This window comes from Streptomyces sp. NPDC030183, assembly GCF_055573455.1.
This window is the reverse complement of record NZ_JBVIBK010000005.1, coordinates 58,182-79,549: the sequence shown is the minus strand read 5'-3', so window position 1 is coordinate 79,549 and position 21,368 is coordinate 58,182. Positions and strand designations below refer to the sequence as shown.

The window sequence follows — 21,368 nt, the reverse complement described above, 5'->3', positions numbered from 1 at the left end:
TGTGCGGTGGGGCCTTCCTGCCCCGGGGCGGCACGGGGGTCCGCGCCGCCCCCATCAAAGCGAGGGGCGCTCCGTCCGGTCCACCGGGAACACGCGGAGCGACGCGACCCGCCACCGTGCGCCCCCGGTCGGCGCCGGTCGGCGGACGCCGGGTCCGGGTGTGCCGGCCGTCCGGGGAAGGGTGCCCTGGGGGTGTCTCCCCTCCCTGTCGCGCGTGCCGCATACGCCAACGGCACTGTCGCCACCGTGCGCGGCGCCCCGCGCCCCTCGGGCGCCCCGGCGTGAACCCTTCGCCGGACGGTGCTTCCCGGACCACAGGATCGCGGAGACCAGGGCGCATCCCCGGGCTTAAAGGGACATTCGCCGGGAAATGCTGATCCCCGAACGGCTGTGTGAGGCCCGCCGGGTACTCCGCGGCGGTGCTCGACTGCCGGGAACCGCCAACGCCGGGTGCACACCAGAGGGGGCCGCCTGCCGTGCGTACGCCTTTGTATCTGCGACCACGACTGGAACCACCGCTCGACGCGTTACTGCGAGCCGTTCCCTTCCTGCACTCCCTCGCCGACTCGCTCGGCTCACCGCTCAACGTCCTGCTGCCCGACCGGATCGCGGACAACGCCGCCGCGTTCCGCGCCGTGTACCGCGAGCACCACCTCGGCGGGCGGGTGTACTACGCGCACAAGGCCAACCAGGCGCACAGCCTGGTACGGCGGCTGACGGCGACCGACCCGGCCGCGGTGGGCATCGACGTCGCCTCGCTGGGCGAGCTGCGGCACGCGCTGGAGTGCGGCTTCACCCCGGACCGGATCATGGCCACCGGTCCCAAGGACCCCGAGTTCCTGTGGCTGGCCGCCCGCACCGGCACCTGCGTCAACCTCGACTCCCCCGCCGAACTGGAGCAACTGGCCGGGCTGATACGGAAGTACGACCTGCCCCACACCGACGTCCTGCTACGGCTGTCGGAGTTCGAGGCGTCCGCGTCCGCCGCGGCGGGCACCCGGGTCCTGTTCCGGCGCAGCCGTTTCGGCTCCCCCGTGCGCGAGGTGGACGCCCTGGTCGACGCGGTCGAACGGCACGCGGACGCGGTCCGGCTGACGGGGGTCGCCTACCACCTGGACACCACCGGCATCGCGGAGAAGGCCGTCGCGCTGGAGACGTGTGTCGCGGTCATGGACGCGTGCCGCGCCCGCGGTCTGGACCCCAGGGTCATCGACATCGGCGGCGGCTTCGGCGTCGGGTACGTCGCCGACGCCGGCCAGTGGGAGCGCTACACCACCGAGCTGGCCGAGGCCGTGCTCGGCACCCGCCCCGCCCTGACCTGGCGCGGCCACGGCTACGGGCTGCGCAACGACGGCGGCACCCTGCGCGGGGCACCGGCGCTCTACCCGGCCCACCGCCCCACCGCGGGCCCCGGCTACCTCGACGAACTGCTCCGCCACCCCGCCCCCGCCTCGGGCCGTCCGGCGGCCACCCTGCTCCTGGAGCACCTCTACGACCTGGCCTGCGAGCCGGGCAGGGCCCTGGTGGACCAGTGCGGACTGACGCTGGCACGGGTCCTCGACGTCCGCCGGGCGGGCGCGGACTCGGGCGACCTGCTGGTGCGGCTCGGCATGAACGCCGGTGACGTGAGCCTGGAGGAGCACGGGGTGCTCGTCGACCCGGTCCTCGTCGCCCGCCCCGGGCCGCGGGCGGACACCGACGGATCGCGGCCGGATGACGCCGGATCGCGCTCGAACGACGACGAGGAACCGGTGGGGGTCTATCTCGCTGGAAATCTCTGCCTGGAGGCCGATCTGATCACCCGCCGCAAGGTCCACCTGCCCCGACCGCCGTCCGTGGGCGACCTGTTGGCGTTCGCCAACACGGCCGGCTACGCGATGGACTTCCACGCCCACCGTGCGCAGCGGCAGCCGCTCGCCCGCACGGTCGCCGTCACCCGGGAGCGGGACTCCTGGAGGTGGCGCCTCGACGAGGAGTACTGGCCGATCACGGAAGCGGGTGGACCGGTTTCATGAGGTACGACAGCATCACCGAGGCCATCGGCAACACGCCGCTGGTGCGGATCGACCCGGCCGTGCACGGGCTGCGCCACATCGACCTGTACGCCAAGCTGGAGATGCTCAATCCGTTCGGCTCGGTGAAGGACCGGGCCGCCTGGCACATGGCCGGGCCCGGACTGGCCTCGGCGGCGGAACGCGGGGCGACGGTCGTGGAACTGTCCAGCGGCAACACCGCCAAGGCCCTGGCCCTGCTGGCCGGGATGCACGGGCTGCGCTTCAAGAGCGTCACCAACCGGATGCGGGTGCCCGAGATCAAGGACCTGCTCCTGCTGCTGGGCGCGGAGATCGAGGAGCTTCCCGGACAGAGCGAGTGCCTGGACCCGACCGACACCGACGACCCGCTGACCCGCTTCCACCAGACGCTCAGCGGCCCGGACGACACCTATCTGCACACCGACCAGTACTTCAACCCGCGCAACACAGAGGCCCACGCGGCGGGCACCGGGCCGGAGATCGTCAAGGACCTGGACGGCCGGGCCCCCGACTGGTTCATCGCCTGCGTGGGCACGGCGGGCTCCTCCACCGGCGTGGCCCGTGTCCTGCGCGAACACGACCCGGCGGTACGGGTGGTGGGCCTCGTCGCCCACAAGTCGGACTTCATCCCGGGTATCCGCACCATCGACGAGGTGCACCAGGTGGGCCTGTTCGACCCGGCGACGTACGACACGATCGAGTCGGTGACCTCCGACGAGGCCATCGAGGGGATGCTGACCCTGATCCGCCGCTGCGGACTGCTGACCGGCCCCACGGGCGGCGCCGCCTTCCAGGGGGCGGTGCGCCATCTCCGTCCGCTGGACGCGGAGTCGGCGGACGGCGAGCGGCGGACGGCGGTCTTCATCGTCTGCGACCGCGCCGAGAGCTATCTCGGGTACGTACGGCAGCGCCGCCCCGAGCTGCTGGGCCGGCCGGCCCGCCGGCACTCCGCGTCGGCCCTGTCCGACGCGGAGGTGCGGGCGGAGGCCGCGGTCGTCGACGCGGCGGACGCGCGGCGGTGGATCGAGCACGGTGAGCCCCGGCCGCTGGTGGTCGATCTGCGCGGGCCGCAGGCGTACGCCGCACTGCACATCGACGGATCGGTGAACATCACCGACGAGCTGTTCGAGGAACTCGTCCGCGGTGGCCTGCCGTTCAGCAAGCGGCAACCGGTGCTGCTGGCCTGTCCGGTCGGCGAGAAGTCGGCCCGGTACGCGGCGCTGCTGACCCGGATGGGTCATCCCGACGTCCGCAGTCTGTCCGGCGGGATCGTCGCGTGGCGCGACGCCGGCGCCCCGCTGGTGAGGGACTGAGCCGGTGACGGGAAACGATCTGGAGGAACTGGCCGGCTGGCAGCGGGAGGTGCGGGAGCAGTTCCCCATCATCACCGCGCACCCGGACGTCACCTACTTCGACAGCGCGGCCACCACACAGAAACCGCGGGCCGTCCTGGACGCCGTGCGGACGTATCTGACGACCGCCAACGCCAACGCGGGGCGTGGCGGTTACCCCTGGGCCAACCGTACGACGGCCCTGGTGGAGCGCACCCGGCGGCGGGTGAAGGACTTCCTCGGCGACCCCGAGCCGGACCGCTCGGACGTCCACTTCACCGGTGGCACCACCGAGGGGCTGCGGACGATCGCCCGCGACTGGCTCCCCGGCCTGCTCGCGGAAGGCGACGAGATCCTCGTCCCCTTCGCCGACCACCGGGCCAACCTGGACCCCTGGCTGGAGGTCCGGGACCTGCTGGCGCGGCAGGGCGTCACCGTGCGGGTGAGGCCGCTGCCGTACCAGGAGTCGTCCGGCGACTACGACCACCGGGCGCTGCCCTCGGTCATCGGCCCGCGCACCCGCTTCGTCGCCGTCACCCACGTCCACCATGTGTACGGCGGCGACATGAACGTGCACCGTGTCCGCGAGGCCGTCGGCCCGCGGGTGCCGATCTGTCTGGACGCCGCGCAGAGCGTCGGCCATGTGCCGCTGTCCGTGGACCGGTTGGACGTGGACTTCGTGGTCTTCTCCGGGCACAAGGCGCTGGCCCTGCCCGGATCAGGTGCCGTGTGGGCCCGCAACTCCCCCGGCCGTGGGCCGGAGTTCCGGCCGGGCGGCTGGCAGGGCACCCCCAACACGGTGGGGATCGCCGCGCTGGAGGCCGCCCTGGACTGGCTGGACACCACGGGCACGGACCGGATCGCCCGCTGGACCACGGCGCTCACGGCCCGGTTCACGGAGGGGCTGCGCCGCCTGGCGCCGTACGAGATCCTCGGCTGCCAGGCCAGTCTGGCCGCAGACTCCCCGGTCCAGCGGCGCCACGACATCGTCACCTTCCGCCACCGCGACATCCCCTCGGACGACCTCGGCTTCATCCTGTACAGCCACGGCTTCATGGTCCGCGCCGACAACCTCTGCCAGGCCGGCACCGACAAGCGGGACGGCTCGGTACGGGTCAGCGTCCACGTGTACAACACGGCCACGGAGATCGACGAGTTGCTGGGTGTGCTGGCGGGGCTGGCGTAGACCGCACGCCCGCCCCGGGCACCCGGAGCCCGGCACCCGGCACACCCACGCGAATGGAAACCGTTTCCAACAACCGGTAGCTTCTGATCACGACCGGCGGTGCGAGACGGAAGAGGCGACGCGAGGCCATGGGTGTGAGCATGGAGACGGCCGAGGTGTGGATCGAGCGCTGGGAACGCCAGCAGGAGCACTACGCCGTCGCCCGCGAGGAACGGTTCACGGTCATCGCCGACGTCGTCGAGCACGTCACCACCGGCCGGCCCCGACCGCTCCTGCTCGACCTCGGCTGCGGCCCGGGGTCGATGGCCGCCCGGCTCGCCGCACGCCTCCCGGCCGCCGAGATCGTCGCCGTGGACATGGACCCGCTGCTCCTCGAACTCGGCCGTACGCACCACGCGTACGCGGCCCGTTTCGTCGACGCCGTCATCGGCGAAACCGGCTGGACCGACACCCTCGGCCTGGACCGAGCCCTGGACGCGGTGGTCTCCACCACCGCACTCCACTACCTCTCCGAGCGGACCCTGCTGCGGACGTACCGGAGCCTGTTCGCCCTGCTGCGGCCCGGTGGGGCCCTCGTCAACGGCGACCACTTCGCCGTGGACGACCGCCGGTGCTCGGACCTCATCGCCGAGGTGGGGCGGCGGCGCGCCGAGCGGTCGCGCACCGGCGAGCACGAGGACTGGGGGTCCTGGTGGAGCGCGGCCGCCGAGGACCCGGAACTGGCCGACCTCTTCGCGCGGCGCGAGAAGCGCCGGGCCGCGTCCGGCAACCACGACGGCAACGACAACGACCTGCCCCTGACGTGCCACGTCGAACTCCTGCACGCGGCGGGCTTCGCCCACGTCACCCCCGTGTGGCAGTACGGCGAGAGCCACGTCCTGGTCGCGCTGAAGGACTGACCGTTGCGCCGGCCGCGGCATCGCGGAGCCGCCCTCCCGACATCCCGGCCGGTCAGGAATCCCTCCGGAGACCGGCGAGATGGTCCCGCAGCACGGATGCGAAGCTCGGGTCGGGTTCCAGCCCCAGCGCGGCGGCGCGGGAGTGGTCGAAGACCGACGGCCACGAGCCGACGATGGCTTCGACGGCCGGGTCGGGCGCGATCGTGACCAGGTCGGCGACGTCGTCACCGGCCAGCTGCCGCAGCGTGGCGATCATCTCTGCGACCGAGACGGTGAGCGCCGGAAGGTTGACCGGCAGTCGGCCGTCGAGCCGGCCCTGCCCCGTTCCGCGCTCGACCTCCGCCAGGCGCAGGAGCGCGTCGACGGTGCGGCGCGGTGAGGCGAGGGCCACCCGCAGGTCGGGCCGTACGGGGCAGACGGCGGGGAGACCCGCGAGGGGCTCGCGGATGATGCCGGAGAGGAACCCGGAGGCGGCGGCGTTCGGCTTGCCGGGCCGCACCGACACGGTCATCAGGCGGGCGACGCGTCCGTCGACGAACCCGCGCCGGGTGCAGTCCGCGATCAGCTGCTCGCAAACGAGTTTCTGGATCCCGTAGCTGGATCGCGGTGTGGGCAGGGTCGCCTCGCTGACGACCGGTGGGAGCGGCAGCGCCGGGTCAGAACCGTAGACCGCCACGCTGCTGGAGAACACCAGGCGCGGTGTCGGCCCGCCGGCCGCCGACTGGGCCCGCGCCGCTTCGAGGAGCGCGCGGGTCGTGTCGACGTTGGCGCGCATCCCGAGGTCGAAGTCCGCCTCGCACTCGGCCGAGACGGCGGCGGCGAGATGGATCACCAGGTCCACCGGCTCCGCGAACACCGCGTCGAGCCGGTCGGCCAGTTCGCCCGGCACGATCTCCACGAGCGGGTCGGCGGCGGACGACTGCTCGGCCGGCACGACCCGGTCGGCGAGCACCAGGCGCTCGATCGGCGCCCCTCGGAACGTCCGCCGCTCCAGCAGCGCGCCGGTGACCAGCCGCCCCAGAAAGCCGAAGCCGCCCGTGATGACGATCCTCATGCGGTGCCTCCCCATCGCTCGGTCCAGGAGTGCAGCATGCCCGCGCGGCCACCGCGCTCGCCGCGTCAGCCGCCGGCCGGCGCGGCGGTCCCGGCAGCGCGGGCTCGGGGCGATGAGTCATGCCCCCCAGGCTGAGGACCGGGCCGATCATGGGACCATCCGGCGGAAGGCTTCCGTGTCCCTGCCGACCGGTGGGTGTCACCCCGCCGTCTGGCTGGAGCTGCCGCTCGACGGGCCGCCGGGACCGACCGGGGCTTTAGGGTCGAGTCGGCAGGGGCCGGACGGCATGGATGAAGGTGAGGCGGAGCGCGGGTGATCCGGGTGGTGGTGGTGGACGACGAGGCCCTGATCCGGTCGGGGTTCGGGCTCATTCTGGGCGCGTCCGAGGACATCGAGGTCGTCGCGACGGCGGGCGGCGGCGAGGCCGTGGAGACGGTCCGCCGGGAGCGGCCCGACGTGGTCCTGCTGGACATCCGGATGCCGGACGTCGACGGGCTGACCGTGCTGCGCGAACTGCGGACCATGCCGGACGCGCCGGTCGTGGCGATGCTGACCACGTTCGACGCCGACGAGTACATCCTGACCGCGCTGCACTCCGGCGCGGCCGGCTTCCTCCTCAAGGACACCGAGCCCGAACAGCTCGCCCAGCTGGTGCGCACCCTGGCCGCCGGCGGCGTCGTGCTCTCCCCCAAGGCGTCACGCACCCTCCTGCACAGCCACCCCGGCACCCAGACGGCCGTCGACGAGGAGGCCGCCCGGGTCCGCCTGCTCACCGCACGCGAACGCGACGTCCTCGTCCTGGTCGCCGAAGGACTGTCCAACGCCGACATCGGCGCCCGCATCCACCTGGGCGCCGGCACCGTCAAGGACCACGTCAGCGCCATCCTGACGAAACTGCGCGTGGCCGGCCGCGTCCAGGCCGCACTCCTCGCCCAGCGAGCCGGACTCCTCGACGAGCACCCGCGGCGGACCGGGCGATGAGCCGCGCGCGCACCGCGTGGAAACGGCTTCCCACGCCGGTGACCGACCTCGCCCTGGTCGCGGCGGCGGCCGTCGACGCGTGCCTGAACACGTGGCCGCCCACCCCCGTCGAGGCCGCGCTGGCCGCGGTCGGCTGCACCGCGCTGCTCTTCCGGCGCCGCTTCCCGCTCGTCGTCTTCCTGCTCACCCTGCCCATCGCCCTGATGCAGGATGTCGCCGTCGCGGTGCTGGCGGCGCTGTTCACCCTGGCCGAACGTTCCCGCGACCGCCGCCTTCTCGCCGTGTGCGTCGCCCTGGCCGCCGTCGCGAGCAGCACTCCCTGGCCCCTGGCCGAGGTCGACCGGACCATGACCCTGATCTTCTTCGTGTACGGCCTGGCCACCAGCGCCGCCCCGGTTCTCTTCGGCCAGTTTCTCCAGGCACAACGCGACCTGGCACGGCGCCTGGCCGAGATCGAGGAAGCACGCGAACACGAACGGACCCTGCACGCACAAGCCGTGCTGGCCCGCGAACGCGCCCAGCTGGCCCGCGAGATGCACGACGTGGTCTCCCACCAGGTCAGCCTGATCGCCGTACGGGCCGGGGCCTTGCAGGTCGCCACGCGGGACGCGGACGCCAAGGAGGCCGCCCGCACGATCCGTTCGCTGAGCGTCACCACACTCGACGAGCTGCGCACCATGGTCACCCTGCTGCGCGCCTCCGGCGGCAACGCCACCGAACTGACCCCCCAGCCCACCCTGGCCGACCTGCACAAACTCGTCGACACCAGCGGAACCCACGCACAGCTGACGGGCGACCTGCCACCCACCGTCAGCACACCCGCCCAACGAGCCCTCTACCGCACGGTCCAGGAAGCCCTGACCAACGTCCGCAAACACGCCCCCGGCGCCACCGCCCGCGTCGAGCTGTGGCAGGACGGCGACAGCATCGGCGTGACCGTCACCAACACCCCGCCCAAGCGCCCCTCCCTCTCCCTCCCCGGTTCCCAGCAGGGCCTGGTGGGCCTGCGGGAACGTGCCGACATCCTGCACGGCACCCTGGAGGCGGGCCCGACCGCGGAAGGCGGCTACCGGGTGCGGCTGCGCGTCCCCCTCAGCGTGGACTGAGAGAAGTCCCGCCGGTCGCGCGGGCCCGCGATGTGGCGGGTCAGCCCGCCGGGGTCAGGAGCTGGGTCGCCGCCAGTTGCGCGTACAGCGTGTCCTCGGCCACCAGGTGCTCGTGGGTGCCGACGGCCCGGACCCGTCCGGCGTCCATGACGACGATCCGGTCGGCGCCGGTCACCGTCGACAGGCGGTGGGCGACCACCAGCACCGTGGTCTCGCGGGCGACCTCCGTGACGACGTCCCGCAGCGCCAGCTCGTTGGCCGCGTCGAGCTGCGAGGTCGCCTCGTCCAGGAGCAGCAGCCGGGGCCTGCGCAGCAGGGCGCGGGCGACGGCGACACGCTGCCGCTCGCCGCCCGACAGTTGGGAGCCGCGGTGTCCGACCGTGGTGTCCAGGCCGTGGGGCAGGCGCTCGACGAGGGCGTCGAGCCTCGTCCGGGCCAGGACCTCGTGGACGTCGTCGTCGCTCGCGCCGGGCGCCGCGAAGACGAGGTTTTCACGGAGCGTGCCGGCCAGCACCGGGCTGTCCTGCTCGACATAGCCGATCGCGGCCCGCAGCCGGGGCAGCGACCAGTGCCGTACGTCCTCGCCGTCGACCAGGACCCGTCCGCCGGTGACCTCGTGGAACCGCTCGATGAGCGCGAACACCGTCGACTTGCCCGCACCGGACGGGCCCACGAAGGCCGTCATCCCGGCGCCCGGCACCTCGAAGCTCACCCGCTGGTGGACGTACGGCCGGTCCGGGCGGTAGCGGAAGGACACGTCCTCGAAGCGGACCGACGCCGGGCCCGTCACCGCCGCCCCCTGCCGGAGCAGGGCGGGCGGAGTGTCCTGCCGCCCGATGACCGGCTCCGTCTCCAGACGTTCCACCTGCGCGATCCGGGAGACCGCGGCGGCCCCCTCCTGGTACTGGGACACCGCGTCGACCAGCCGGGACACCGGCTCGATCAGATAGAAGAGGTACAGCAGGAAGGCGATGAGGGTGGACACGGGAATCTCCCCGGACGCCACGCGCGCCCCGCCGACCGCGAGGACCGCGAGGAAGGCCAGCTGGACGGCGAGTTCGTCGGCCGAGCCCGCCAGGGACTCCCACTTGGCGCTCTTGACGCCGTGCCGCCACGCCCGCCGCGCCGCCACCTCCACCCGGGCGGTCTCCCGTCCCTCGGCACCGGACGCCTTCACCGTGCGGAACGCCCCGAAGGCCCGCTCCAAGGCGACGGAGATCTCCCCGACCGCCTGCTGCGACCGCTCGGTGGCCCGCGCGATCCGCGGCATCACCAGCGCGACGGCCCCGCCGACCACCACGACCACGCCGAGCGTCACGCCCAGCAGCACGACGTCCAGGAACGCCATCATCACGACCGCCGCGACGAAGGCCACGAGGCCGGTGGCCGCGGAGACGACCGCCTGGGTGCTGACCGCCCGCAGCAGCGTCGTGTCCGAGGTGACCCGGGACATCAGATCACCCGGCGGGATCCGCTCGAACTCCGCGATCCGCAGCCGCAGCAGCCGCCCCACGACGGTGCGCCGGGCGGCCAGGACCACCGACTCCGCCGTCCGCTCCAGCACGTACGCGCCGAACGCCTCGACCGCCGTGCCCACCACCACCAGCGCGGTGAGCCCGATCAGGATCCCGGTGATCGTCCCCCCGGAGGCCATCCGGTCCACCAGCGCCTTCGTGGCCAACGGCTGCGACAGGGCCCCGGCGGCCCCGACCAGGGCACACAGCAGACCGAGGACGACGGCCCAGCGGTGCGGCCGGACGTATCCGTACAGCGCCCTGACCGTCTCCCGGGCGGACAGGGAGGTCTCACGGGACTCCTCCGTCGTCGGAGCGGATGCGGTGTTCACGACGTTCCCTTCTTCTGCGGTGGCGCGGCGTCAACCCGGTACACGGTCGAGGTATCCGAGAGAGTCCTCGCGTTCCTCGTACCGGCCCGGTGTGCCGCGCCTCCACCCTGGGAGCCGGGCCCGCCGGCGCCTATCCGGCAGCTGTCGGTTCCACCCCCGCCGAGTGGCTGAAGAGGCGTCCGGTCGCGCGGGACGGGCCGGGCGGGGCTCCGCCGGTCGGGAGGGTGGTTCCCGCCGATCGGCGGTGCCGTCACCGCGAACTGCCGGATGGTCCGCCTCCGGCCGTCCACGCGAGGTTTGCCGTATGACACAGACACAGCCACCGCAGGAGACGACGACTCTCCCGGAGAACGCGTCTCCACCGCCCCGGACCGCCCCCGAGTCCCCTGGGTCCGCCGCGTCCGGTCCCTCGATGGGGCGCCTGGTCGGGGTGGACCTGGCCCGCGCGCTGGCGGTGTTCGGCATGTACATCGTGCACATCGGCCCACCGCTGTCGGCCACACACGGTGTCGCGAGCTGGATCCGGTACATCGCGGACGGTCACTCGTCGGTCCTGTTCGCCACCCTCGCCGGGTTCTCGCTGATGCTGATCGCGGGCCGCCGTGAACCGAAGACCGGCCTGGCCGGCCGGCAGGCGCGGGCCCGCATCGCGATCCGCGCCGTGATCCTCCTTGGGCTGGGAACCGCGCTGGCGAGGGAGTACGGGGGAGTGATCATCCTCGGCTTCTACGGGGTCTACTTCCTGCTCGCCCTGCCCCTGGTGCGACTGAGCGCCCGGACCCTCGCGATCGTCGCGGCGGCGTTCGCCCTGGTCACGCCCCAGCTGGCGTACGTCCTGAACTCGCTGCTGCCTCCGTCGGTCCAGGAGAGCGTCAACACCTACGACCCGCTCCGCCGCCTCAGCGAGGTGGGCGTCCTCGATCTGCTGCTGACCGGCTTCTACCCGGCGCTCACTTGGATGTCGTTCGTGATCGCGGGCATGGCACTGGGCCGCCTCGACCTGTCCTCCGGCACGGTCCGGCGGCGTCTGGCCGCGTTCGGTGCCGCCCTCACCGCGGCCGCCTACGGCATGTCCCTGCTGCTCGCCGGCCCGGGCGCGCTCCGGAGCCTCGCGGAGGACGGGCCGTCCTCCAGCGGTTCCGGTTCGATGCCCCTGGACAGTGCCTCGATGCCCTCCGGCGGCGGCTCGTTCCCCGACCTGCCGGCATCGTCGCTCCTGGCGGCCGGGCCGCACAGCGGCACCACGTTCGACATCATCGGCAGCGTGGGCGTCGCGATCCTCGTGATCGTGGGAGCGACGGTGGCGATGGACCGCCTGCCGCGACTGCGGCGCCTGGCCGCACCGGTCATCGCCGTGGGCACCATGTCCCTGACCGCCTACGTCGGCCACTTCCTCGCCCAGTCCGCGTTGCCCGCCTCCGCCGCCGGCACCGCGACGTCCTGGCTGCCCGTGCTCAGCTACATCCTGGCCGCGATCGTCTTCGCCACGATCTGGTCCCGCTTCTTCCGCCGCGGCCCCCTGGAGTACCTCCTCCACGCCGCGACCAAGCCGGCGAAACACATCCGGTAGCGGATCACCGAGCAGGCGGCCGGTCTAGGGGAGCGGGTCGCTTCGCTGGGTGGTGATGAAGACGTCGGACCCGCTGTCCATACCGTTCGCGATGCGGTCGGCGACGGTGCGGGAGCGGGCGGCCTCGGTGATGGCGATGAGGTACCGCAGGGTGCCGCGTGCCCGGGCGGTGCGGTCGGTGTCGCGGGCACCGAGGTCCTTGAGGCTCTCCTCCAGGCTGGACCGGCTGAGGTTGACGGAGGTCGGCGACTGGTGCGTGGAGCGGGTGAGGGCCACGACCTCGTGCGCGGTGTCGTCGGAGAGGAACCGCACGACGGAGAAGTCGCCGAGCCGTACGACCGCGCGCACCGAGGGCGTGTCGTCGTCGCCGCTGATCACGACCTCGGCGAGACTCCCGCTCTCCGTGTCGTCGCCGGCGGACGTCTCAGCGAGGTTCCGCAGCCGGTCGAGCATGGTCAGGTAGGCGCCCGAGCCGCGGCTGATGTTCCAGCGGACCTGGGGGAAGTCGATGTGCTTCTTGCGGTGGGTGTCCATCCACCCCTGGATGATCACCAGGAATCCGAGAAGGACGGACAAGGCGACCACGACCAGGACGCTGGTGGGCATGGGTGTGCTCCGGTTGTTCTACGTGCAGCGGTGTCACTACCGAGCCTCACAGCCAGAAGGTTGTCCGGCAGGCCCCTGCTCCCACCGCAGACAATTCCGGAGGATCGAGTTCCACATCATTTGGCCGAATATAGGTCCCGGGCCAGGACCTGGCGAGGGCTCACCCCGAGGCACCCGGAGGGTCAGGGGCAGACCCGCCGGTACGGCCGGTCCGGGACGTAGGTGCGCCACTGCGCCCGGGTCAGCTCCGCGTTCCCGGTACGGGCGCAGACGAGGGACACCGCTCGGTCGGGATCCACGACGTACCGCTGGAGCGGGACGTGCCTGCCGCCCGCGTACAGCGTGGAGCTGTCCGGGCTGAAGGCGAGCGTGTCGACGCTTTCGCCGGGGGTGGGCAGGGGCGGGCCGAGAGGCTGGCGGGTCGCGGTGTCCCAGAGTTGGAGGGTGCCCGAGTCGCCCCCCACGGCGAGCGTGCTGCCGTCCGGACTGAAGGCGAGGGCCGTGATCGACTCGGCTGAACCGGAGGAGGGATCGGCGGGCGCCGGAAAGACGTTCGGCAGGATGCCCGCCCGGTGCCGCAGGTCGCCGTCCCAGAGGGCCACCCGCCCCGTCCAGTCGCCCGCCGCCAGGCGGGCGCCGTCGGGAGCGAAGGCGACGGCTCCTATGCCGTCGTGCTGGACGAGGTCATGGGCGCGGGAGCGGCCCGCCCGCACGACGCGGTTGTCGGTCACGAGGAGCTTGCCGTCCCGGCTGACGGCCAGACGATCACCGCCCCGGCCGGGGAGGACCGCCGTCCTGCGCTGTCGCGCGGTGTCCCACGTCTCGTTGACGTAGCCGTCCTCGGTCGAGCGCGCGGTGAGGAGCGTACGACCGCCCGGCCCCAGGGCGATCTCGGGCGTCGGCATCCCGGACGCCGACGCCACGTCCACCGCGGTCTTCACCTGTCCGGCGGCCACGTCCCACACCGTCAGACGCTGAGACACGATGTCCTCGCCGCCGAAGACGGACATTCCATACGCGAGCGTGTCGCCGTCGGGGCTGAAGGACATCAGGGGATCGGTGATGTCCGCGGGGGCCGTCGGTGCGCCGGTGCGGAAGAGGGGAGACGGCGGGGTGGGCAGCGTTCGCAGCAGACGGCCGTCGCGCGTGGTGCGCAGCCGGAAGACGTAGCGGCCCCCGATGCGTTCGGCGGTGGCGAGTGTCCTGCCGTCGGGGCTGAGCCGGACTCCGGCGAGGGGACTCGTGCGCCAGGCCCGGGTGAGCGTGGTGGTGAGGTCGAGTGTGTGGACCGTGCCCCCTTCGAGGTACCGCAACAGCGGCCGCGAGGAGTCCCAGGCGAGATCGGACAGGGACTCGTTGCCCAGGGAGTGCCGGAAGACGGGGGCGCCGCGGCTGGGCAGACGCCACACTCTGATCTCCTGGCCGCTGCCGGTCGCCAGGAACGAGCCGTCCGCGCTCATGACGACGACGCTGAGACCCGCGTGGGTGACGTCGGCGAGCCGGCGTCCCGACGTGGTGTCCCACGCACGCACCCGGCCCCCGGTGACAGCGAGGAGCCGGCCGCCGCTGATGCTCAGGAAGGGGTGGCCACCGCAGACGCCGCGAACCCTCGTCCAGTCACCGGAGCGGACGCTGCCCGTGGAGGCGTCCCAGACCTGCGGGGTCCGGCCGCGTGGGCAGACGGCGAGCAGCCGGCCGTCGCCGGCCGCCGCGTGGGCCAGTTCCCCTCCGCCGGTCGACCGGGTCCGGAAGACCAGACGGCCGTCGGTGACGGAGTAGAGCCCGGCCCGGTCGTCGAACGTGCTCCACACCAGGTAATGACGGCCACCGGCCCCGAAGCTCACGGTGTCCCGGAACGGCAGGGGACCGCCGATCCAGCGCTTCGTGCGGGTGTCCCACAACCGCTGGGTCCGCTTGGTGGTCTGGATGACGAGCACCCGGCCGTCCGGACCCGCGGAGAGGACCGGGCCGTGAGGCAGCGGCCCCGAGGCGATACGGCGGTGGGTGTTCACGTCCCACGTCCGCCAGGCGGTGTCGTCGCTGATGCTGAGCAGGGTGCGCCCGGAGCCGTCGAGGAACCGCGTCGGCTCGTCACCGGGCGCGGGGTCGGTGAAGCTGCCCAGTTCGGGCTGGGCCAGCGCGCCCAGCAGGGCCCGGCGTGACTCCGGCAGCGGAGACAGGCGCCACGCGGCGACACCGAGCAGCATCGCGGTGCGCGGATCCGTGGTCCGCAGCGCGTCGGCGACCGCGGCCACCCGGCGGGCCGCCGTGTCGGTGGTCTGCTGCTCGCTCTCCTGACGCAGTCGTACGGCGGTCAGGCCGACGACCAGGGCCACCGCCAGCACGGCGCAGAGCGAGACGACGAGTGTGCGGCTGCGTCGCCGGGCCCGGGTGGCGGCCCGCTCCTCCGCCGCTCGCTGCTCCGCCGCGGCGACCAGGAAGGCCGTCTCCTCGGACGTCAGCCCCTCGTAGCCGCGGTCGTCGTCGGTGAACAGTTCCTCGGCCCGCGCCAGGCGGGTGCCCCGGTAGAGCGTTCCCGGGTCGCGGTCGTGCTCCAGCCAGGTGCGGGCGGCGTCGGTCAGCTGCCGGTGGTGGCGCAGCCGCTCCCGGTCCGCGTCGATCCACTCGCGCAGCCTCGGCCAGCAGGTGAGGAGCGCCTCGTGGGCGAGCTGCACTCCGTCGTCGTCGGTGGTCAGCAGCCGCGCCCGGGTCAGCCGCCCGGCGACGGCGCGCACGTCGGCATCCTGCCACCCGGCCATCTCCTCCCACGTCAGCGGGCGGCGGGTGTCGGCGTTGCCCTGGCCGGGCTCGACCATCCGCAGGAGCAGGTGCCGGGCGGCGTGCGCCTGCGCCGGTGAGAGTTCCCCGTACGCTTCCTCGGCGCTCGCCGCGATCGCGCCGCGTACCCCGCCGGCCGCTTCGTACGCGGCCAGGGTCAGCATCCGGCCCTTGCGCCGCCGCCAGGTCTCCAACAAGGCGTGGGAGAGCATCGGCAGTCCGCCGGGCTCGTCGAGAACGTCCTCGACGATCCGTGCGGTCAGGGCCCGCTCCACGATGAGCCCGGCCGCCTGCGCTGGACCGATCACCGCCTCGCGCAGCTCGTCGGCGGTCATGGCACGGACCAGCAGCCCACTCCTGTGCAGCGCCTTTGCCAGTCGTGGGTGCTCGGCGCAGCGCGCATAGAAGTCGGACCGTACGGCGATGAGGACGCGCAGTCGGCTTCCCGGGTCCCGCGCGGAGAGCAGAAGGTCGAGGAAACGGTCCCGCTCGGCCCGGTCACGGCAGAGGGTGAAGACCTCCTCGAACTGATCCACCACCACCCAGCACTCGGGGTCGTCGGCCGTCGGCGTCAGCAGATGCCCGTAGGTGGCGGCGGGCCGGTCTCCCGGAGTGAGGACCCGGAGGACGGCCGTACGTCCCTGCTCCGCGATCCTCTCCCGCAGCAGGGGTATCAGCCCGGCCCGCAGCAGGGAGGACTTGCCGCTGCCGGACGCCCCGAAGACCACGGCGAACGGGGAACCGCACGCCAGCTCGGTCAGTTCGTCGATCAGCCGGTCCCGGCCGAAGAACAGCTCGCGGTCGTCCGGCTCGAAGCGCGCGAGGCCACGGTAGGGCGGGGCGGCCTCGGCCTCCTCCTGCCGCTCCTCCCCGGCCAGCGCCTCGGCCTCCGCCCACCGCGCCTCCCACGGGGCGGGGTCGGCGCCGCATGCCTGGACGTACGCCCGGAGCACGGCCAACGACGGCAGTCGTTCGCCGCTCGCGGCCTTGGCCAGCGTCGACACGGAGAAGCCGGCCTTCTGCGCCATGGTCCGGTAGGACACGCCGCCCGCCGAGCGGCGCAGTTCGCGAAGATCGTGGGCGAGTCGCTGCACCGGACCCGCCGCCGGGTCGACCGGTAGTTCAGGACGCCCCATCGGCGAAGCCTCTTTCGCACACAAGAAAAGCTGATCAGCAGCACAAGCTACTTTTCGTTTCCCACGGGCGAAAAGCCTGTCCGGCTGTGATGTTCCCAGGGGTGGCCCTACGGCCCTCGGAGGCGGTGACGTCCCCGGGAGTGACCGAGGGCCGGTCTCGGATGACTCCGAAAACCGGCCCTGACCTGTGACTCTCACGAGTCGGGACGACAGGATTTGAACCTGCGACCCCTTGACCCCCAGTCAAGTGCGCTACCAAGCTGCGCCACGTCCCGTTGCCCGTCTGACCTGGGCTTTCCCCTGGCCGAACGCGCACGGAAACAATACCGCACTCGGGCCGGTGATCGCGCACCCGTTATTGGCCATGAACTCGCCCCCGCTCACCGCTTGACCTCAACCTTGGTTGAGGTAAGAGGCTCGTGTGCATGACGACCACGACGGAACGTACCTACGAGTTCACGGATCTGCCCCGGCTGATGGCGCTGATGACGGGCGACGAGAAGCACGGCCCCGCCGCCACGTCCACGCTGGACGCGCTGTGGGTGCTGTACGACCGGGTGCTGCGGGTGGACCCCGGACGGCTGGACGACCCCGAGCGCGACCGGTTCCTGCTCTCCAAGGGGCACGGGCCGATGGCGTACTACGCGGTGCTCGCCGCCAAGGGTTTCGTGCCGGTCGAGTGGCTGCCCGGCTTCGGCTCGTACGACTCGCCGCTCGGTCACCACCCGGACCGGGTGCTGGTGCCGGGCGCCGAGATCGGCAGCGGCTCGCTGGGGCACGGCCTGCCGATCGCGGTGGGGACGGCGCTCGGCCTGCGGGCCCAGGGGCGGACCGATCCGGCGGTGTGGGTGCTCATCGGGGACGCCGAGCTGGACGAGGGCAGCAATCACGAGGCGATCGCGTTCGCGGGACCGGCCGGACTCGACCGGCTGCACACGATCGTGATCGACAACTCCTCCGCCAGCCATGCGCGGCCCGGCGGTATCGCCGCGCGGTTCGAGGCGGCTGGCTGGTCCGCGCAGACGGTGGACGGCCGGGACCACGAGGCGCTGCTCGCCGCCTTCACCGCACCGCATCCGGGTCGCCCCCATGTCGTGGTGGCCCGGGTGGAGTCCAAGTACGCCCCCGCACCGCGGCAGCCCTGACCCGCCACGGCTCACCCCACCTCTCTTCGCACTCCCCTCCCTCTTCCGAAAGGACACTGCGCGCTCATGGACACCATGCGGGAACGCTTCGCCCCTGTCGTCTCCCGGCTGCTCGACGAGGACCCCAGGGTCGCGGTGGTCCTCGCCGAGATCGGCAGGGACGGCTTCACGGAGGCGGAGCGACGACATCCGGACCGGGTCGTCAATGTCGGCATCCGCGAACAGCTGCTGATCGGCGCGGGCGCGGGACTCGCGCTGACCGGGATGCGACCGGTGGTGCACACCTTCGCGAGCTTCCTGGTGGAGCGGCCCTTCGAGCAGGTCAAGCTGGATCTCGGGCATCAGGACGCGGGCGCGGTGCTGGTGAGCGCCGCCGCCTCCTTCGACTGGCCCGCCGGCGGCTACACGCACATGGCGCCGGGCGATGTGGCCCTGCTCGACACGCTCGACGGCTGGACGGTGCATGTGCCGGGGCACCCCGACGAGGCGGAGACCCTGCTCCGGCACGCGGTCGGTGCGGGCGAGGACAAGGACGACAAGGTGTACGTACGGCTGTCCGTGCAGGCGAACGGGCAGGCGCTGGCGGTGGACGGGCAGCGGTTCCTCACGGTGCGCGAGGGGCGGCGGGGAGTCGTCGTCGCCGTCGGGCCGATGCTCGACGCCGTGCTCGCCGCGACGGAGGGGCTCGATGTGACGGTGCTGTACGCGACCACCGTGCGTCCCTTCGACGCGACGGCGCTGCGCCGGGCGACCGGAGCGGCCGGCTCCGATGTGGTGCTCGTGGAGCCGTATCTGGCGGGCACCTCCACGACCGCCGCGAACGACGCGCTCGCCGATGTGCCGCACCGCGTCCTGGGACTCGGGGTCGGCCGCGCGGAGTTGCGCCGGTACGGCCGGATCGAGGAGCACGTGATGGCGCACGGCCTGGACGCGGCCTCACTCCGGCAGCGGATCACCGGCTTCCTCGGATCCGGGACCGGCGTCTGACACGCCGGTCGCCCGCCGGCGCCGGAGACGCCGCCCCGGCCGGCGTCGGACACCCCGATCCCCTGCCGCCGTCCAACCGCGGTCCCCCGGCCCGGCCCTTCACGGCCGGGCCCGGTCCAGCGCGCCGCGCCCCCCTCCGCACGGACCTACTCGGCAGCCGGTATCCCCAACTCCGGGTGGGCGTCGAGGAGTCGGCTCGGGGCCGCCTGACGCCAGGAGTCGGCGAGGATGTCCCGCAGCTCCGGCTCGTCCTCCACCGCGGAGAGCCGCACCCGCACCCAGGCGAAGCCCGCCTCGTGGTCGGCGATCCAGAACTTCTCGGGCTCGGCCAGCACCAACTCGTCGCGCTCCTCCTTGGGGCAGCGCACGGCCATGGACGTCTCGTCCTCGGGCAGAGTGGCGAACATCTTCCCCGCGACCCGGAACGTGGGCATGCTCCAGGCGACCTTCTCGGAGGTGTCGGGCAGCGAGAGGGCGACACGTCGTACGTCTTCAGCATCCGGCATGCGACGCACAGTAGCGGCCACCACTGACAATCACCTGGCGGGAGCCGGCACCCCCGCGGCGTCACCGGCGGTCGCCCCGACCCGCTTGTAGTAGACGGACGTCGGCCTGAGGCTCCCGTGCGGGTCCGCCGCGTAGTCGGGGATCGCCCCGATCCGGGTCCAGCCGGCCCTCGCGTACAGGTGCTCGGCCGGGCTGTCGGTCTCCGTGTCCAGGTGGAGCAGGGTGACCCCGGCATCGAGGGCGGCCCGCTCGGCGGTCGCGAGCAGCGCCTTCCCGACGCCCTGCCCCCGCCCGTCCGGGTGGACCATCAGCTTCACCAGCTCGGCCCGGTGGCGGCTGTTGGGCTTGTCGGGGAAGGCGAGGCTCACGGTGCCGATCACCCGGTCGCCGTCGCGCGCCACCCACACGGCGAGTTCTCCCGCCAGGACCGCGTCGACACGCCCCCGCCACCAGGCGACGGCCGCGGTGGGGTCGAGCGGCGCGAGAAAGCCGACGGAGGCTCCGCCGTTCACGGTGCGGACCAGCAGATCCGCCAACTCCTCCAGCACCGGCAGCAGTCGGGAACGGTCGTCGAGCCGCTCGATCCACGGACCCCCGCCCGACGCGCTCGACGCGCTCGACCCGCTCGGCACACCCGACGCGCTCACGGTTCGACCACCACCAGGGCGTACCGCACGTCCTCCGGCCCCTGGCATCGGAACCGCACCGGACCCCAGACCCGCATCCTCAGACAGTCACCGGCGGCCAACTCGTGCTCCACGCCCCGGTCGGTCACGCGCAGGGCGCCCGCGAGGACCCAGATGTGCTGTTCGAGGCCGGGCACGGAAGGCCCGTCGTACGCGATGTCGGCGCCCGCCGCGAGGCGCCCCTCGACCAGTTCCCCGCGCAGTCCGGCCGCGGGCGGCGACACCGACCGCCGTACGAACCCGGAGGCCCTGTCCTCCCAGACGACCTGGTCGGCGGCGCGGACGACGGTGACCGGCTCGGTCTCCACCTCGCTGAGCAGTTGGGACATGGTCCGGCCGTAGACATGGCAGAGGCGGTTCAGCAGCGCCGCCGTCGGGCTGGTCTCGGCCCGCTCGGCACGGGACAGCGTCGACCGGCTCACCCCGCTCCGCTCGGCCAACTCCCCCAGGGACCAGCCCTGTTCGGCCCGCAGTTCGGCGAGACGAGCGGCGAGGCGGACATCGACCGGGTCCAGCACCTCTTCTACGATTCCCATATTCGGGATGCTATCCCAGAAATGAAACAGCCCGCGGCGGGGTGGTCAAGGCTGGACGCCGCAGGCCTCCGCTCCCCCGCCCTATCCGGCGGCCTCCCCCAGTGCCTCCAGTACGGGGCTGATCAGCGGGTGGACCTCCGCCCCACGCCGCACCGCGGCGAACACGCGGCGGGTGGGGGCCACACCGTCGACGGGGCGGACGACGACCGCGGTCAGGTCCATGCCCCGCAGGGCGGAGCGGGGCACGAGGGCCACGCCCGCGTCGGCCGAGGCCAGGGCGACGACGGCACGGAAGTCGTCGGAGGAGTGTTCCAGGCGGGGCTGGAACCCGGCGTTCTCGCAGGCCAGGACCACCACGTCATGGCAGGGGTTCCCGGGGTACGGGCCGATCCACGGGTCCTTGGCCAGTTCGGCGAGCGGCACCTCCCCGGCGTCGGCCAGCCGGTGGGTCAGCGGCACCACGGCGTCGAAGGGCTCGGCGTAGAGCGGGACATGGGTGAGGCGGGGATCGTCGGCGGCGGGAGCGCCCCGGTACTCGACGGCCACCGCGACGTCGACCTGCCGGTCCAGGACCATCGGCAGGCTCGCGTCCCCCTCGGCGTCCTGCACGCGGAGGCGTATCCCGGGCGAGGACACCGCGAGGCGGGCCACGGCCGGCGCGACGACCTGGGCGATCCCGGTGGCGAACGAGGCGACGGTGACCGTGCCGGCCGCGCCCGAGCGGTACGCGGCCAGCTCCGCCTCGGCCCGCTCCAGCTGGGCGAGGACCGCGTTGGTGTGACTCAGCAGGATCTCACCGGCCGGTGTGAGCCGAACGCCCTTCGCGCTGCGCTCGACCAGCCGGTGACCGGTCTCCTGCTCCAGCGCGGTGAGCTGCTGGGAGACGGCGGAGGGGGTGAGGTAGAGCGCGGCGGCAGCCGCCGTCACCGTGCGGTGGTCGGCCACCGCACGGAGGATGTGGAGCCGCCGCGCCTCGATCAT

General features: G+C 72.9%; 17 protein-coding genes and 1 tRNA gene. 9 read left to right on the top strand and 9 right to left on the bottom strand.

Features of this window, described 5'->3' with window-relative positions; all coding sequences use genetic code 11:
- The first annotated feature begins 476 nt into the window (after positions 1-476).
- From ACZ4Z2_RS07845 to ACZ4Z2_RS07830, 4 genes are all read left to right on the top strand, one after another.
- Positions 477-2,015, top strand: a complete 1,539-nt coding sequence (locus tag ACZ4Z2_RS07845; protein WP_468073480.1) for a Y4yA family PLP-dependent enzyme — start codon at positions 477-479, stop codon at positions 2,013-2,015.
- Positions 2,012-3,346 (top strand): pyridoxal-phosphate dependent enzyme, encoded by a 1,335-nt coding sequence (locus ACZ4Z2_RS07840; protein WP_468073478.1) that lies wholly within the window; start codon positions 2,012-2,014, stop codon positions 3,344-3,346. Before ACZ4Z2_RS07845 ends, ACZ4Z2_RS07840 begins: the two co-directional genes overlap by 4 nt.
- A gap of 4 nt (positions 3,347-3,350) precedes the next feature.
- The gene (locus tag ACZ4Z2_RS07835) at positions 3,351-4,550 is read left to right on the top strand and encodes an aminotransferase class V-fold PLP-dependent enzyme (protein ID WP_468073476.1); all 1,200 of its coding nucleotides are present in this window, start codon (positions 3,351-3,353) and stop codon (positions 4,548-4,550) included.
- A gap of 128 nt (positions 4,551-4,678) precedes the next feature.
- Entirely contained in the window at positions 4,679-5,449 is a 771-nt protein-coding gene (locus ACZ4Z2_RS07830; protein WP_468073474.1) for a class I SAM-dependent methyltransferase, read from the top strand.
- A 52-nt stretch (positions 5,450-5,501) separates the two neighbouring features.
- On the opposite strand, the gene denD is transcribed toward ACZ4Z2_RS07830, so the two are convergent.
- Complete coding sequence (gene denD / locus ACZ4Z2_RS07825; protein ID WP_468073472.1) at positions 5,502-6,503, bottom strand: D-erythronate dehydrogenase; 1,002 nt, start codon at positions 6,501-6,503, stop codon at positions 5,502-5,504.
- A 324-nt stretch (positions 6,504-6,827) separates the two neighbouring features.
- Between denD and ACZ4Z2_RS07820 the strand changes: the two genes are divergently transcribed.
- Together ACZ4Z2_RS07820 and ACZ4Z2_RS07815 are read left to right on the top strand one after the other, a co-directional pair.
- Complete coding sequence (locus ACZ4Z2_RS07820; RefSeq protein ID WP_468073751.1) at positions 6,828-7,484, top strand: response regulator; 657 nt, start codon at positions 6,828-6,830, stop codon at positions 7,482-7,484.
- A complete protein-coding gene (locus tag ACZ4Z2_RS07815; protein ID WP_468073470.1) occupies positions 7,481-8,590 on the top strand; it encodes a sensor histidine kinase in 1,110 nt (369 codons plus the stop codon). Before ACZ4Z2_RS07820 ends, ACZ4Z2_RS07815 begins: the two co-directional genes overlap by 4 nt.
- A gap of 40 nt (positions 8,591-8,630) precedes the next feature.
- On the opposite strand, the gene ACZ4Z2_RS07810 is transcribed toward ACZ4Z2_RS07815, so the two are convergent.
- On the bottom strand, positions 8,631-10,436 hold the full coding sequence (locus ACZ4Z2_RS07810; RefSeq protein WP_468073468.1) for an ABC transporter ATP-binding protein: 1,806 nt from the start codon (positions 10,434-10,436) through the stop codon (positions 8,631-8,633).
- A 412-nt stretch (positions 10,437-10,848) separates the two neighbouring features.
- On the opposite strand from ACZ4Z2_RS07810, the gene ACZ4Z2_RS07805 reads away from it, so the two are divergent.
- A complete protein-coding gene (locus ACZ4Z2_RS07805; protein ID WP_468073466.1) occupies positions 10,849-12,006 on the top strand; it encodes a DUF418 domain-containing protein in 1,158 nt (385 codons plus the stop codon).
- 24 nt (positions 12,007-12,030) lie between these two features.
- Here ACZ4Z2_RS07805 and ACZ4Z2_RS07800 read toward each other — a convergent pair whose 3' ends face one another.
- The 3 genes from ACZ4Z2_RS07800 to ACZ4Z2_RS07790 form a co-directional block, all read right to left on the bottom strand.
- Positions 12,031-12,612: a ribosome-inactivating family protein gene (locus ACZ4Z2_RS07800; protein ID WP_468073464.1), complete on the bottom strand. Its 582-nt coding sequence runs from the start codon at positions 12,610-12,612 to the stop codon at positions 12,031-12,033.
- Positions 12,613-12,794: 182 nt separating this feature from the next.
- Positions 12,795-16,526: an nSTAND1 domain-containing NTPase gene (locus ACZ4Z2_RS07795; protein ID WP_468073462.1), complete on the bottom strand. Its 3,732-nt coding sequence runs from the start codon at positions 16,524-16,526 to the stop codon at positions 12,795-12,797.
- 201 nt (positions 16,527-16,727) lie between these two features.
- Positions 16,728-16,801: transfer RNA gene (locus tag ACZ4Z2_RS07790), tRNA-Pro, on the bottom strand.
- 150 nt (positions 16,802-16,951) lie between these two features.
- Between ACZ4Z2_RS07790 and ACZ4Z2_RS07785 the strand changes: the two genes are divergently transcribed.
- The gene (locus ACZ4Z2_RS07785) at positions 16,952-17,671 is read left to right on the top strand and encodes a transketolase (RefSeq protein WP_468073460.1); all 720 of its coding nucleotides are present in this window, start codon (positions 16,952-16,954) and stop codon (positions 17,669-17,671) included.
- Between the two features lie 66 nt (positions 17,672-17,737).
- Positions 17,738-18,658, top strand: coding sequence for a transketolase family protein (locus ACZ4Z2_RS07780; RefSeq protein WP_468073458.1), 921 nt, complete (start codon positions 17,738-17,740; stop codon positions 18,656-18,658).
- A 146-nt stretch (positions 18,659-18,804) separates the two neighbouring features.
- Here ACZ4Z2_RS07780 and ACZ4Z2_RS07775 read toward each other — a convergent pair whose 3' ends face one another.
- The 4 genes from ACZ4Z2_RS07775 to ACZ4Z2_RS07760 all read right to left on the bottom strand — a co-directional run bounded on the left by ACZ4Z2_RS07775 (position 18,805) and on the right by ACZ4Z2_RS07760 (position 21,368).
- Positions 18,805-19,164: an MmcQ/YjbR family DNA-binding protein gene (locus ACZ4Z2_RS07775; RefSeq protein WP_468073456.1), complete on the bottom strand. Its 360-nt coding sequence runs from the start codon at positions 19,162-19,164 to the stop codon at positions 18,805-18,807.
- Positions 19,165-19,194: 30 nt separating this feature from the next.
- The gene (locus ACZ4Z2_RS07770; RefSeq protein WP_468073749.1) at positions 19,195-19,749 is read right to left on the bottom strand and encodes a GNAT family N-acetyltransferase; all 555 of its coding nucleotides are present in this window, start codon (positions 19,747-19,749) and stop codon (positions 19,195-19,197) included.
- A 59-nt stretch (positions 19,750-19,808) separates the two neighbouring features.
- Positions 19,809-20,387 (bottom strand): helix-turn-helix domain-containing protein, encoded by a 579-nt coding sequence (locus tag ACZ4Z2_RS07765; RefSeq protein ID WP_468073454.1) that lies wholly within the window; start codon positions 20,385-20,387, stop codon positions 19,809-19,811.
- 81 nt (positions 20,388-20,468) lie between these two features.
- Positions 20,469-21,368, bottom strand: a complete 900-nt coding sequence (locus ACZ4Z2_RS07760) for a LysR family transcriptional regulator (RefSeq protein WP_468073452.1) — start codon at positions 21,366-21,368, stop codon at positions 20,469-20,471.

What these genes read in the sequence shown, in the direction of transcription:
- ACZ4Z2_RS07840 (WP_468073478.1), top strand. Translation starts at nt 2,012, where the DNA reads ATGAGGTACGACAGCATCACCGAGGCCATCGGCAACACGCCGCTGGTG.
- ACZ4Z2_RS07830 (WP_468073474.1), top strand. Translation starts at nt 4,679, where the DNA reads ATGGGTGTGAGCATGGAGACGGCCGAGGTGTGGATCGAGCGCTGGGAA.
- denD (WP_468073472.1), bottom strand. Translation starts at nt 6,503, where the DNA reads ATGAGGATCGTCATCACGGGCGGCTTCGGCTTTCTGGGGCGGCTGGTC.
- ACZ4Z2_RS07815 (WP_468073470.1), top strand. Translation starts at nt 7,481, where the DNA reads ATGAGCCGCGCGCGCACCGCGTGGAAACGGCTTCCCACGCCGGTGACC.
- ACZ4Z2_RS07805 (WP_468073466.1), top strand. Translation starts at nt 10,849, where the DNA reads ATGGGGCGCCTGGTCGGGGTGGACCTGGCCCGCGCGCTGGCGGTGTTC.
- ACZ4Z2_RS07800 (WP_468073464.1), bottom strand. Translation starts at nt 12,612, where the DNA reads ATGCCCACCAGCGTCCTGGTCGTGGTCGCCTTGTCCGTCCTTCTCGGA.
- ACZ4Z2_RS07795 (WP_468073462.1), bottom strand. Translation starts at nt 16,526, where the DNA reads ATGGGGCGTCCTGAACTACCGGTCGACCCGGCGGCGGGTCCGGTGCAG.
- ACZ4Z2_RS07785 (WP_468073460.1), top strand. Translation starts at nt 16,952, where the DNA reads ATGACGACCACGACGGAACGTACCTACGAGTTCACGGATCTGCCCCGG.
- ACZ4Z2_RS07780 (WP_468073458.1), top strand. Translation starts at nt 17,738, where the DNA reads ATGGACACCATGCGGGAACGCTTCGCCCCTGTCGTCTCCCGGCTGCTC.
- ACZ4Z2_RS07775 (WP_468073456.1), bottom strand. Translation starts at nt 19,164, where the DNA reads ATGCCGGATGCTGAAGACGTACGACGTGTCGCCCTCTCGCTGCCCGAC.
- ACZ4Z2_RS07765 (WP_468073454.1), bottom strand. Translation starts at nt 20,387, where the DNA reads ATGGGAATCGTAGAAGAGGTGCTGGACCCGGTCGATGTCCGCCTCGCC.
- ACZ4Z2_RS07760 (WP_468073452.1), bottom strand. Translation starts at nt 21,368, where the DNA reads ATGATCGAGGCGCGGCGGCTCCACATCCTCCGTGCGGTGGCCGACCAC.